The 13,155-nt window shown below is 71.0% G+C and carries 11 protein-coding genes; 3 read left to right on the top strand and 8 right to left on the bottom strand.

The window, feature by feature from the left end:
- Positions 1-88 precede the first annotated feature (88 nt).
- A complete protein-coding gene (locus VET29_RS15425) occupies positions 89-643 on the top strand; it encodes a DUF664 domain-containing protein (RefSeq protein ID WP_324920529.1) in 555 nt (184 codons plus the stop codon).
- A 157-nt stretch (positions 644-800) separates the two neighbouring features.
- Here VET29_RS15425 and VET29_RS15420 read toward each other — a convergent pair whose 3' ends face one another.
- From VET29_RS15420 to VET29_RS15405, 4 genes are all read right to left on the bottom strand, one after another.
- Entirely contained in the window at positions 801-1,448 is a 648-nt protein-coding gene (locus VET29_RS15420) for a HEAT repeat domain-containing protein (RefSeq protein WP_324920527.1), read from the bottom strand.
- Between the two features lie 403 nt (positions 1,449-1,851).
- Positions 1,852-2,823 (bottom strand): alcohol dehydrogenase catalytic domain-containing protein, encoded by a 972-nt coding sequence (locus VET29_RS15415; protein WP_324920525.1) that lies wholly within the window; start codon positions 2,821-2,823, stop codon positions 1,852-1,854.
- 15 nt (positions 2,824-2,838) lie between these two features.
- On the bottom strand, positions 2,839-3,660 hold the full coding sequence (locus VET29_RS15410; protein ID WP_324920523.1) for a TIGR03619 family F420-dependent LLM class oxidoreductase: 822 nt from the start codon (positions 3,658-3,660) through the stop codon (positions 2,839-2,841).
- Between the two features lie 12 nt (positions 3,661-3,672).
- Positions 3,673-4,863: a PQQ-dependent sugar dehydrogenase gene (locus VET29_RS15405; RefSeq protein ID WP_324920519.1), complete on the bottom strand. Its 1,191-nt coding sequence runs from the start codon at positions 4,861-4,863 to the stop codon at positions 3,673-3,675.
- A 277-nt stretch (positions 4,864-5,140) separates the two neighbouring features.
- Here VET29_RS15405 and VET29_RS15400 point away from each other — a divergent pair, with 277 nt between their 5' ends.
- Entirely contained in the window at positions 5,141-5,671 is a 531-nt protein-coding gene (locus VET29_RS15400; protein ID WP_324920516.1) for a hypothetical protein, read from the top strand.
- Positions 5,672-5,763: 92 nt separating this feature from the next.
- Here the strand turns inward: VET29_RS15400 and VET29_RS15395 are convergent, their stop codons facing one another.
- Both VET29_RS15395 and VET29_RS15390 read right to left on the bottom strand, forming a co-directional pair.
- The gene (locus tag VET29_RS15395) at positions 5,764-7,827 is read right to left on the bottom strand and encodes an MDR family MFS transporter (RefSeq protein WP_324920514.1); all 2,064 of its coding nucleotides are present in this window, start codon (positions 7,825-7,827) and stop codon (positions 5,764-5,766) included.
- Positions 7,828-7,966: 139 nt separating this feature from the next.
- Entirely contained in the window at positions 7,967-9,001 is a 1,035-nt protein-coding gene (locus VET29_RS15390) for a Gfo/Idh/MocA family protein (protein ID WP_324920510.1), read from the bottom strand.
- Positions 9,002-9,188: 187 nt separating this feature from the next.
- Between VET29_RS15390 and VET29_RS15385 the strand changes: the two genes are divergently transcribed.
- Positions 9,189-11,126, top strand: coding sequence for a DUF6541 family protein (locus VET29_RS15385; RefSeq protein WP_324920508.1), 1,938 nt, complete (start codon positions 9,189-9,191; stop codon positions 11,124-11,126).
- Here the strand turns inward: VET29_RS15385 and VET29_RS15380 are convergent.
- Both VET29_RS15380 and VET29_RS15375 read right to left on the bottom strand, forming a co-directional pair.
- Positions 11,123-12,223, bottom strand: coding sequence for an ABC transporter permease (locus VET29_RS15380; RefSeq protein WP_324920506.1), 1,101 nt, complete (start codon positions 12,221-12,223; stop codon positions 11,123-11,125). The genes VET29_RS15385 and VET29_RS15380 overlap by 4 nt on opposite strands.
- Positions 12,223-13,107 carry an ABC transporter ATP-binding protein gene (locus tag VET29_RS15375; RefSeq protein ID WP_324920504.1) on the bottom strand — a complete coding sequence of 295 codons (885 nt, stop codon included), beginning with the start codon at positions 13,105-13,107 and terminating at the stop codon, positions 12,223-12,225. The genes VET29_RS15380 and VET29_RS15375 overlap by 1 nt, the downstream gene beginning before the upstream one ends.
- Positions 13,108-13,155 lie beyond the last annotated feature (48 nt).

The following is a 13,155-nucleotide window of genomic DNA, read 5'->3' as shown; positions in this document are numbered from 1 at the left end:
CGGTGCCCCCCGCTGTCGGTGCCCCCCGCTGTCGGTGCCCCCCGCTGTCGGTGCCCCCCGCTGTCGGTGCTCCCGGCTACGGTGGGGCATGACTGAGACGCCATGGGAACCCCCGGCGGCCGGCACGGAGGTCGAGCACCTCGTCGGCGCGCTGGAGCGGCTGCGCACGACCTTCCGCTGGAAGGCCGACGACCTCGACGCGGACGCGTTGCGGGCGCGGGTGGGCGCGTCGACGCTCACGATCGCCGGGCTGCTCAAGCACCTGGCGTTCGTGGAGGACTACACGTTCACCACGAAGCTCCGCGGCGAGCCGTTCGGCGACCTGTGGCGGACCGAGGAGTGGGACAGCGAGCGCTGGCCGTTCACCTCGGCCGCCGACGACAAGCCGGCGGACCTGTACGCGCTGTGGGACGGCGCGGTGGCCCGCTCCCGCACCCGGCTGGCCGCGGCGCTGGCCGCCGGCGGCCTCGACCAGGCCGTCCACGTGTCCTGGCCCGACGGCCGCCACGCCAGCCTGCGCCGGCTGGTCCACGACCTGGTCGAGGAGTACGGCCGCCACACCGGCCACGCCGACCTGCTCCGCGAGTCCGTCGACGGCCGGGTCGGCGAGGACCCACCACCGGGGTGGCACCCCGTGAGCTGACCGTCCCGCCCCGGGTGAACCGCCGGCTCGATCCGCACTCTGGGCCCCCGGCCGGGGCGAGACACAGGGCTAGCCGCCGCGAAACTCGCTGGTTGGCCCCGTGGGGTGACCTTCCCGGGTGCCAGCCGGACCCGGCCCGACTGTCGCGTGTGGACGGTCAGCCCCCGGTCGTCCTCGGGGAGGCGAGTGCGGTCAGCTGGTCCGCGGCCTGGCGCCACTTGTCGCGGTCGGTCTCGGTCGCGTCGCCCTCGGGCGGGGAGGCGACCTTGTCGAAGAGCGTGTGGTGGTCCGCGACGCCGTTCCTGCGGCCGGCGTAACGCAGCAGCGTGTTCGCGGAGTGGTACCGCACCAGGTAGTCCTCGTCGCGGACGCCTTCGGCCAGTGTGCCGATCAGCTCGGTGGTCGGGGTGAACTCCTCGAGCACGCGGGCCGCGTCGAGGCGGACGCCCCAGGACGCGTCGGAGGTCAGGACCGACGCGACCGGGCCGGCCCACGCCTCGTCGCCGGTCACCACGTGCAGCGCCTGCGCGACCCGGACCAGGAACTCCTCCGTCGCGCCGGCCAGCGCGGCACGCAGCAGCGCCTCCGCGTCCTGCGGGGCGGGTCCCTCACCGGCGAGGGCGGCGATCGACTGTGCCGCAAGGGAGTCCTGCGCGTCGAGGCCGGCAGCCAGCATGCGCGCCACGTCCGCGGGTGCGGTGCCGGCCAGCTCGATCAGGCGGGAGTACTCGGGGCCCTCGTGCCAGACCGTGTAAGGATCGCCGAAGACATCGTGCCGCCAGCGGTTCCAGGGGGGATCTTCCATGAGCGCTGACATTACTCAGTACCGTGACACGGCCTAAGCGGCGTGGCGGTGGGTACTCGAACAACTGCACTGGGACGACGGACCAGCGCTCCCGGACGTGCCGGATCCACGGCACCGCAATGGTTTCCAAAACGGCATCGGCGGCCTCGCGTACGTACTGGCCGAGATCCGACTCTGTCGCGACTGGACGGTCGAGGAACGTCCCCTGGCCGAGGCAACCACCAAGCAACTGACAAACACCGCGAGTCCCGCGTTCAAACACACCGAGTCCCGCGGCCAGACATAGCGAGTTGCGGTTTCGTGCACACAAGATCCGGCCTGGCACGCCAGGACCTGCACGAAACCCGCAACTCGATGCGAGCGAACGCGGGACTCGGTATGCGCGAACGCGGGACTCGCGGGGTTAGGGGAGGATTACCAGTTTGCCGGGGGTTGTGTTGTTTTCCATTGCTTGGTGGGCTTCTTGGATTTTGGACAGGGGGTAGGTGTGGGTTGGGCCCAGGGTGAGGGTGCCGGTGGAGAGGTCGTCGAGGTAGCGCTGTAGGACTGGGGCGGGGAGGTCGGCGGCGTCTCCGCTGTACGCGGTGAGGCGGACGCCGGTTGGGATGTAACCGATCGGGTAGAAGTCGGGGACGGTCCACGTGTTGGACAGCATGCCGGCGAAGCAGACCGTGCCTTGCACCCTGGTCGACGCGAGGGTGTCGGGCAGGGTCGGCGTGCCGACAAGCTCCAGCGCGGCGTCGACCCCCTCCGGCACGACCTCGCGGACCCGGCCGGCCACTGTGCCGTCGTCCAGGATCGGGTGGTCGACGCCGTGCTCGGCCAGGGTCGACAGCCGGTCGCGCTGGCGGGTCGTCGCCAGGACGGTGGCGCCCAGGTCGCGGGCCAGCGCGGCCGTCGCGTAGCCGAGTGCGGAGGTGCCGCCGCGGATCAGCAGCGTCTGCCCCTTCCGCAGGTCGAGACCGGTGGTCAGCGCGCCGTACGCGGTCTGCAGCGTCTCCGGCACCGCACCCAGCACCGCCCACGGCAGCTCGGAGCGGAACGGCACGACCTGCGCCCGCGGCACCAGCGTGTACTCGGCGTAACCACCGTCGAACGCCCGCCCCATGCCGCCCATCATGGCCGCGACCTGCTGCCCCACCTCGAGATCACTGTCCGGCGCCGCGTCCACCACCCCGACGGCCTCGATCCCCGGCACGATCGGGTACGGCACGTCACCCTCCGCGAACCCCAGCCGGAGGTGCAGGTCCGACCGGTTCAGCCCGAACGCCCGGACCGCGATCCGCACCCAGCCGGGACGCGCCTCGGGGATCGGCAGGTCACGCAGCTCCAGGTTCTCCACCGGTCCTGGTCCGGTCAGTACGACTCCACGCATGGTCCCGATCATGCCTCAGATCTGGCCGACCAGCTTCTCCCCCACCGTGGCGATCAGCTTCGCCATCGCCGCGGCGTCCAGTGTGTCCGGTTGGAGGACCAGGCGGTGCACGCCGAGGTCCGCGTACCGGCGTGCGGTGTCCACATCGGGCAACCCCGGCGGCGTGATCGTGATCTCCAGGTCACCCAGCTCGGCCGGACGGCCCGGGATGGCGCGCAGCCTGCCCAACGCCTCCTCGGCGGCGGAGACGTCCAACTCCCAGCCGTACCAGCCGTTTCCGTGGCGCACCGCGCGCCGCATGGCCGCCGGGACGTGCCCGCCGACCACGATCGGCGGGTGCGGGCGCTGGACCGGGCGCGGCCGCTGCGACACCCCGGCGAACGACACGAACTCGCCGGTGAACTCCGGCGCAGGCTCGTCCCACAGCGCCCGCATCGCCGACAGGTACTCGTCGGCACGGGCGGCACGCTCGCTCAGTGCGACGCCCATGGCGTTCAGCTCCGGCTCGATCCAGCCGGTGCCGACGCCGACGGTCAGCCGTCCGCCGGACAGGAAGTCCAGCGACGACAGCTGTTTGGCGAGCAGCACCGGCTGGCGCTGCGGCAGCACGACCACGCCGAGCCCCAGCCCGATACGGGTGGTCACCGCGGCCAGGTAGGTCAGGGCGACCACCGCCTCCAGCCGGACGGGCTCCTGGGAGCTGTCCGGCGGGAGCGCGACGTGGTCGCCGACCCACAGGCCCTCGAACCCCATGTCCTCGGCCAGGATCCCCAGGCGCGCCAGTGTTCCCGGCTCGGCGCAGCCGCCGCGGTGCAGTCCGTACAGGGCCAGCTTCATACCCCCATCTAATCAGCTCGTCACGCGCGCGAAGCCGACCTTGAACAGCTGCCCCGGCAGGTCGTTCACGAGGTACAGCTCGCCGTGACGGTCCGTGCCGAAGGACGTGACCTGCGTGGGGAACTCGCCGATCCGCGCGGAGGTGTGGGTGCCGTCCCGGTTGGCGCGGATCGCCCAGGCACTGCTCGAGCAGTAGTCGGACCCGATGTAGGTGCCGCCGGCCAGTGCCGCGAACTCCTGCCCCCGGTAGACCATGCCGCCGACGACCGCGCAGCCCTCGAACGAGGTCTGGTAGGTGAAGACCGGGTCGGTGTAGGTGGCGTTCGGGGCGCAGCGGTCGGCGTTGAACAGGAGCGTGCCCTCGCGGCAGGACCAGCCGAAGTTCGTGCCGCCCTGGTTGCGCCTGATGTGGTCGATCTCCTCCTGGGTGCCCTGGCCGACGTCGCCGATCCACAGCGAGCCGTCGGCGCGGTCGAACGAGAACCGCCACGGGTTGCGCAGGCCGTACACCCAGATCTCGGGCCGGGCGCCGGCCACGCCGACGAACGGGTTGTCCCTCGGCACGCAGTAGGGCTTGCCGGCGCACGCGCGGTTGACGTCGATCCGCACGATCTTGCCGAGCAGGGTGTCGAGGCGTTGCCCGCTCGCGAACGGGTCGCCCGCGTCGCCGCCGTCGCCGAGCGACCAGTACAGGTAGCCGTCGGCGCCGAACGCGAGCTGGCCGCCGTTGTGGTTGGAGAACTCCGCGTGCGGCTGGGTGAGGAGCACCTGCTCGCTGGCGGGGTCGCCCAGCCTGATCCGGGACAGCGTGAGCGTGCCGTCCGGCAGGCCGGTGTAGGCGATGTACAGGCGGTTCGTCCTGGCGAAGTCCGGCGCCGGCAGGATGCCGAGCAGGCCCCGCTCGTTGCCGGAGATGTCCACGCGGTCGCGGACGTCCAGGACCGGGTCGGCGGCCAGACCGGTGCCGGGGTCGTAGGCACGGACGGTGCCCTGCTTCTCGACGATCAGCAGCCTGCCGTCGGGCACCCCCGCGATCGCGACCGGCCGCTGCAGGCCGAACGGGACGAGCTGCGTGGTGGTGACGGTGAGCTGGTCGAGCGGCACCGGGCCGGGGGCCGCGGTGGCCGGACCGGACGTGAGCAGGGACAGGGCGAGCGCGCCGATGGCGGCGACGCCCGCGAGGCGACGACTGTGTCGCGGCATCTCGTAACTCCTCGGGATGGCAGGAACATCTTCTGGGAGCGCTCCCAAACGATAGCGCCGGCAAGACCCCTCGCGCGACCCGCAAAGCCGCCCGAAAGGGAAGGCCACACAGATCAAGTCGACGTTCAATGAGCGAACAGGCGATTCGGAGAGGTGAGGACATGTCGGACAACGAGTCCGCGGACGTGCGGGTCGAGTTCCGCGGTGGCGGGATCGAGGAGACGGACGAGCAGATCGAGGTCGTCGACGTCGAGGAGATGACCGAGGAGGAAGCGCCGTGAGCGGAGCATTGGCCAAGGTCACCGCGGTGACCAACGCGATCAAGGACGCGTGGTGGCTGGTCGAGAAGAGCGAGTCGGTGGTCAACATCCACGCCGACCAGGCCAACGCGGTGCCCGACGGCGCCGACTGGGTCAACGACCTCACCGGCGCGCAGGGGCCGAACTACAAGGACATCACCTACTCGAGCTCCTGGTACATCTGGAACCCGTTCGGCGAGGACAGCGAGTCCAGCACGACGATCACGATGCGCGTGTTCTGGATGTACGGGGCGAAGTACCGCGGTGGCGGCGCGTTCATCCCGACGGCGTGGGTGGAGGTCGTGCACCTGGACCCCGGGTACAACAACGACATCGACATCTCGGTGCACATCGGCCAACCGTCCAATGTGGGCACCGAGACCGCCCCGATCGCCGCGCTGCCGCTGAGCATCTCGGTGAAGGAGGACTCGATGGTCCCCGGCCAGGACAACCAGGAGACCTACACCGTGATGCTGTACGGCACCGGCCAGGGGCAGGTGTACGGCTAGGCGCCGGCGTCGGTGGTGTGCTCGGCGGCGTGCCGCCCGGGCCGGTCGTGACCTGACCGGCGCACCAGGCTCACGCCGCCGGCCGCGCCCGGTCAGCCCGCGGCCACGGCCACCGGTCTCGTGCCGATGTTCTCGTCCTCGGCGAGCAGTTGGCGGGCGATGGTCGCGACCGCCTCCCGCAGGTCCGTGCCGGCTGGGCGGTCGGTGTCGTGCTCCACCCGCTCCTCCAGCCAGCTCGCCCACGCCCCCCGGATGAGATCGGCCTCCCGGAGTCCCGCGTCCGTGTGCTCGTACACCCAACCGTCGCGGGTCAGGTAGCCCTGTTCGACCAACCTGTCGAACACCGGGGCCAGCACCTCCGGTGGCACGCGCCGCCGGAACGCGATGAACTCCAGGTCGGCCCGCTCGAACCGCCTGGTCGCCACCTCCACCTGGATGACCGCCCACGCGCCCGCCATGTCCAGCCGCGTCCCGGACTCGGCCACGATGCGCCGGAGGGTGTCGGCCTCGGCGTCGCGCAGGATCCGGCCCACGGCGACCTCCAGCAGGCACTGCGAGTCCGCCTTGGTCGGCGAGGCGAAGCCGTCGCCCATGTCCGTCGAGCCCAGCCGCGCGCTGTCCCGCAGCCGCACCTGTTTCAGGAACAACGCCACCACGAAACCCAGCACCGCCACCGGGACCGTCCACATGAACACGGTGTGCATCGCGTCGGCGTACGCCTCGATGATCGGTTGCTTCGCCGCCTGCGGCAGCGCGTGCAGGCCCTTCGGGCTCTGGGTGGCCCGAGCGATCACTTCCGGGCTCGCCGCGCCGGTGCGCGCCGCCGCCTCGGCCGCGGACGTCAGGTCCGGCGTCAGCGCGTTGGTGTAGATCGTCCCGAACACGGCGGTCCCGAACGCGCCGCCCAGGGTCCGGAAGAACGTGACGCCCGAGGTCGCCGTACCCAGGTCGGCGTACTCGACGGTGTTCTGGACGGCGATCGTCAGCACCTGCATGCACAGGCCCAGCCCGGTGCCGAACACCAGCATGTACACCGACGACAGCCACACGCCGGTGTCCGCCCCCATCCGCGACAGCAGGTAGAGGCCGAACGCCATCACCAGCGAGCCGACGATCGGGAAGTACCGGTACTGCCCGGTCTTGCTGATCACGTTGCCGCTGAAGATCGACGCCGCCAGCAGCCCGAGCACGAGCGGCAGCGTGCGCACGCCCGCGACCGTCGCGGAGTCGCCGTCGACGTACTGCATGAAGGTCGGCAGGAACACGATCGCGCCGAGCATCGAGAAGCCGACGACGAAGCTCAGCATCGAGCAGACCGTGAACACGGGGTTGCCGAACAGGCGCATCGGCAGCATGGGCTCCTTCGCGCGGGTCTCCGCCCAGCAGAACAGGGCGAGCCCGACCACCCCGACCGCGAACAGGCCGATGATCACCGTCGAGCCCCACGCGTACTCGCTGCCGCCCCAGCTCGTGGCCAGGACCAGCGCGCTGGCGCCGACCGCGACGAGACCGATGCCGACGTAGTCGATGACGACCCGGTTGACCGACTTCACGGCCGGGATCGTCCGGGCGGCCGCGATCACGACGACGACCGCGATGGGCACGTTCACGTAGAACGCCCAGCGCCATGACAGGTGGTCGGTGAACAGCCCGCCGAGCAGCGGCCCGACGACGGTCGCCACGCCGAACACCGCGCCTATCGCGCCCTGGTACTTGCCACGCTCCCGCAGCGGGATGACGTCCGCGATCAGCGCGATGGCGGTGACCAGGAGCCCGCCGCCGCCGATGCCCTGAATCGCGCGCCAGGCGACCAGCAGCGTCATGTTCGTCGCCGTGCCGCACAGGAAGGAGCCGGTGATGAAGATGATCGTGGACACCTGGAAGATCAGCTTGCGGCCGAAGAGGTCCCCGAACTTGCCGGCGAGCGCCGTGGCCACCGTCTCGGCCAGCAGGTAGGAGGTCGCCACCCACGACATGTGCGCCGCCCCACCGAGATCGGAGACGATCGTCGGCAGGGCCGTCCCCACGATGGTCTGGTCGAGCGCGGCCAGCAGGATCCCCAGCATGATCGTCACGAAGACGACGTTGCGGCGTCTGCCGTCGAGAACCGGTGGCGCCGGCTGCGCGGCGGCGGGCACCAGGTCGGTGGTGGTCACGCCCCCACGATCACACCGCGGACCCCCACCCGCATGCCGAGTCACCCGGTCAGTTGGCGGCCCGGAACGTCGCGAACCGCGCGGGAACGGCGCGCGCGACCAGCACGAGAAGTGACATTCGATACGGGATCGTCACAGCTCAGCGCCAGGGCTCCTCCCCGACGCGGACTGTCGCGTCCCGGGCCGCGGACTCGTCGACGGCCAACGCGACGCGGTGGTCGTGGATGCCGTCGGCCAGCGGGTACGGCTCGGGGCCGCCGGCGACCCAGGCCGCGGTGTCCTCGAGCAGCGTCGCGATCGCGATCTCCTCGTCGTTCCACCGCTGGCCCTGGTACGGGTTCCGGTACAGGACCTGGTCGCCGAAGGTGATGTGGTCGGTGTCGAAACCGTCGAGGTCCAGGTCGTAGCCGGTCTGCCGGCGCTCGATCGGCGTGCGCACGATGGTGCGGTCCGCCACCAGCCGGACGGCCTCCAGGTCCCGCAGCTCACCGGTCGTGCCGCGCACCAGCAGGCGCCGGTTGAGCAGTTGGTTGTGCCACTGGTTGTCGGTGAAGTCGTAGAGCCCGAAGCCGTCCTCGAACGCCAGCGTCGCGATGGTTGTCGTGGCCGGCTTGACCTCGACCGGGTCCGCCCAGCCCGTCCGGCCGATCGGGTCGGCCAGCGGCGCGGTGGTGCGGGTGGCGTGTACCTCGACCGGACCGCGGCCGGTACCGAGGAACGTCCGGATCAGCGACACGGCGTGGTACTGGTGGGTCGAGGAGACGTCCACGCGGGTGACCGTGCCGATCGCGCCGGACCGGACGAGCGCGAGCCGCGCGGCGTGGGGCGGCATGCGCGTGTACTGCTCGGCGACCTGGACCAGCCCGCTCGCGCCGACCGCCCGCCACAGCCGGCGCAGGCCGTCGAGGTCGGGCGCGGGCGGCGTCTCGGCGAGCACCCGCACCCCCCGCTCGACCAGTTCGACGATCAGGGGCGGCGTCACGGCCCACGGCACGGCCGTGACCACGAAGTCGGGTTTCGAGGCGAGGCACGCGTCGAGTGACAGGTGGACGGGCACCGGCAGGTCCTGAGCCCGCCGCGACACCACGCCGACGCAGTCGAGATCCAGCGCGGCGCCCAGCCGCCAGAAGTACTCCGCACGCCAGCCCGTACCCACGATCCCGAAGCTCGTCACGACAGCGATCCAAGCAGGCCGGGTTCGTGCGCGACAACACCTCGGGCACTGCCATCCGCCCACTCCATCGGGTGAACCCTGACGCCCCAGGCAACCAATGGGGGTCCTCACGATTCCTTAGTACGTGTGGAGCGAGCCCGGGGAGCGGGTCGCTCGCACGTACAAAACCGTCTCCTGGGGGATTGTCATGTCTTGGTTCGAGGTACTTCCTGTCGCGCTCATCGCGGTCGGGTGGCTGTGGGCGCCGGGGTTGCCGGTGGCCTATCTGTTGGGGTTGCGGGGGATCGCGGCGTTCGCGATGGCGCCGGTGGTCAGCATCGCCGTGGTGGCGTCCACCGCCGTGGTGGCCGGGATGGCCGGGCTCGACTGGTCGGTGCCGCTGGTGCTGGTCGCCGCGCTCGCCGTCGTCGGGCTCGCCGGACTACTGAGGTTTCTGCTCAGACGCACGGGTCTTCTCGCCGGGACAGCCGATCCGCGCCGGCTTTCCCTGATCGCGGCGGCCGGGTTCGTGCCCGCGGCCGTGCTGGCCGCGGTGAGCGTGGTGCACGCCGTCGGCTCGCCGGACACCCTCTCGCAGGTGTTCGACACGCCGTTCCACTACAACGCGCTCGCCTACATCCGGGACTCGCACGACGCGTCGTCGCTGACCATCTCGGCACTGGGTGACCCGGAGGTCACGCCGGCCTTCTACCCGGCGGCCTGGCACGACTTCACGTCGCTGGTCATGATGTCCACCGGCGCGTCGGTGCCGGTCGCCGCGAACGTGTTCTGCACGGTCATCACCGTTCTCCTGTGGCCTGCCTCGTGCCTGCTGCTGGTGCGGCAGCTGTTCGGCCGCAACACCGCCGCGCTGGTGGTCACCGGGGTGCTCTCGATCGCGTTTCCCGGGTTTCCGTGGGACTTCTTCGGCTGGGGCGTGCTCTGGCCGAACCTGCTCGGGATGGCGCTCGCGCCCGCGCTGTTCGCGCTGGTCCTGACGGTCACCGGCTGGGTCAGGGACGACATGGTCGGCCGCGGCCGGGCGTGGCTCCTGCTGGCGATCGCGGTCGTCGCGGCCGGCTTCGCGCATCCGAACGTGCTGTTCTCGCTGGCCGCGCTGTCGATCTTCCCGGCGGGCGCCGCGCTCTTCCTGCGCGCCAGGCGGTTGCACCGCGAGGGCCGCACCCGCCGCGCGATCGTCGAGTACGTCGTGTTCGTCGTGGCGCTCGTCGGCGGCTGGCTGGGCACGATCACCTCGTCCGCGCTCGCGCCTGCCAGGAACTGGGCCTCCTGGAAGTCGTTCGAGACGCCGGCGAACGCGGTCGGCGAGGTGTTGTTCAACGCCACCAACCAGCACGAGGCGTTGTGGTTGCTGTCCGCCGTGATGATCGTCGGCGCGTTCACGGCCCGCCGGTTCCCCGCGATGCGGTGGGTGCTGGCCGCGCACCTGGTGTCCGGGTTCCTGTACGTGGTCTCGGCCTCGCTCGTCCGGCCGGACACCCGGCTGCTGATCGGCTTCTGGTACAACGACTCGCACCGCCTCGCCGCGATGCTGCCGATCACCGCCGTGCCCCTCGCCGTCGCGGGCGTGGTGTTCCTCACGACCAGGCTGAAGGCGCTCGTGCGGACCGAGCGGGCGACCGTGCCGGTGCTGGCGGTCGGGTTGACCGTGTTGCTGGTCGTGGTGACCGCCGGTCTGTACCCGGCCGACCGGGAGTCGCGGGTCGCGGTGACCTACCAGCAGCCCGAGAACCAGAAGCTCGTGAGCGACCGGATGCGGGCGTTCTACGACCGCGTCGCCGACCGGATCCCGGAGAGCTCGGTGGTGATCGGCAACCCCTTCGACGGAAGCGTGATGCTGTGGGCACTGGAGGACCGGCGCGTGCTGTACCCGCACTTCCTGTCCTCGAAGAGTCCGGACGAGGTGTACCTCGGCCAGAACCTGTACAAGGCGTCGTGGGACTCGCGGGTGTGCGAGGCGGTCAGGCGGTACCGGATCGAGTATGTGTTGCAGGGCAAGGACGACCCGGCGATCGCCAGGACGACGCCGTTCCAGGGGATCTCGAAGGTCGCCGACGCGCGGGGGTTCGAGCTGGTCGACCGCGCCGGGCCGACCAGCCTCTACCGCATCACCGCCTGTGGTTAGGTCCGCACCTGTGCGCTCGGGGAGGCGGACTGGCGTGCCCACGCGTTCCTGAGCTTCACCCTTGCGCCCGTCTGCATGAGCGAGCCGGCGTACAGCCGGCTCGCCAGCAGCACGATCAGCACGAGGGTGCCGCCCAGCAAACCCAGCGCCACCAACGGTTCCCAGAGGTGCGCCTCGCCGGCGAACAACCGCACCGGCATCGCGACCGCCGCCGAGAAGGGCACGTAGGACAGGACGCTCATCGCGGTCGGGTCCTCGGCGAAGAACACGACCGCGAAGTACGGACCGAGGATCAGCAGCATCACCAGCCCCGTGCTGGAGCCGAGATCCTCCTGGCGGCTGACCAGCGAGCCGGCGACCGCCCAGATCGAGGCGAGCAGCACGAACCCGAGACACATGAAGGGCACGAACCACCCGAGCGCGGGCGCGACGACGGACAGCAGGTCCCGGTGGCCGCCGACGGTGAGCGCGATCGGCGCGGCGACGGCGATCACGGCCACCTGGGCGAGCGTCAGCACGGCGTGGCCGACGATCTTGCCGGTCAGCAGCGCGCGGATGGGGATGGTGGAGACGAGGATCTCGACGATCCTGGTCTGTTTCTCGATGACCGTGCTCTGGGCGATGGCCGCGCCACCCGCGGCGAAGAGCAGGAACATGAAGGCGAAGACCTGGATGACCAGCTGGCGCTCGTTGCTGGTGACCGAGGACCTCTCGAGCAGGTCGACCGGCGGCGCGGTGGCGAGCGCGGCGACGATGTCGGTTGGCGGGTCGTCGAGGGCGATGACCCGCACCCCGCTGGGCGGGTCGCCGGGCACGACGGCGGCCTCGACCTTGTCGTCCCGGACCAGCCGCTCGGCGGCGGCGACGGAGCCGACCTCGCGGACGTCGAGCCCGGTGCCGTCGAGCACCCGGCTCGCCGCGGCCCCGACGGCGGCGACCTCGTCCGGGTCGTCGGAGAGCACCCTGGGCAGGACGGCGGACGCGAACAGCACGACGAGGATGACGGCGAGCCCGACCCAGGTCCCCTTCATCCGGACGAAGCTCCGCACCTCCCGCTCGGCCACCAACCTGGCCGAGGTGGTGAACGACGTGGCCATCAGACGACCTCCTTGAAGATCTCGTCGAGTGTCGGCAGCAGTGGGCCGAATCTCCTGACCCCACCCCGGTCCAGTGCCGCGGCCAGCACCTGCTGGTCCGCTCGCCCCCCGTTCACCAGGTCGAACACCGCCCGCGGCCCGTCCAGGTCGACGACCCGCACCCCCGGGTGGTCCCGCAGCCAGCCGGCATCGCTGTCCACGACCAGTTCGAACCTCGCCGAGCCGTGCTGTGCGCGTAGCTCCTCGCGTCCACCGCTCGCCTTGATCACGCCCTCGGAGATGATCACCAGGTCGTCGCACAGGCGCTCGACCACCGCGAGCTGGTGACTGGAGAACAGCACCGGCACCCCTGCCGTGGCCCGCTCCCGCAGCACCCCGAGCACGGTGTCGATCGCCAGCGGGTCGAGCCCGGAGAAGGGCTCGTCCAGGATCAGTAGATCCGGGTCGTGCACGAGCGCCGCCGCCACCTGCACCCGCTGCTGGTTCCCGAGCGACAACGCCTCGAGCCGGTCCCCGGCGCGATCGTCCAACTCCAGCTGCGCCAGCAGAAGCGCGGTGTTCGCCGACGCCTTCTCGTGGCTCAGTCCGTGCAGCTGCCCGAGCCACGTGACCTGCTCGGCCACCTTCATCTTCGGGTACAGGCCACGTTCCTCCGGCATGTACCCGAACCGCTGCCGCACGGACTGGGTCACCGGCGCGCCCCGCCACGTCACCGAGCCGCCGTGCGGCTCGAGCACACCGAGGATGATCCGCATCGTGGTCGTCTTGCCGGAGCCGTTCGCGCCGAGGAACCCGGTCATCCGCCCCGGCCGCACGTCGAACGACACCCCGTCGACGACCCGGCGGTCACCGAAGCTCCGGCTTATCGTGGAGACCTTCAACATGCCGGAGACGCTAGGGAACCACCGGCCGCCGCGCGTCCGGCGCGCGGC

It is taken from the genome of Actinophytocola sp. (genome assembly GCF_035634895.1).
In the GTDB taxonomy this organism is placed as follows: domain Bacteria; phylum Actinomycetota; class Actinomycetes; order Mycobacteriales; family Pseudonocardiaceae; genus Actinophytocola.
This window is presented reverse-complemented; position numbering and strand designations above follow the sequence as displayed.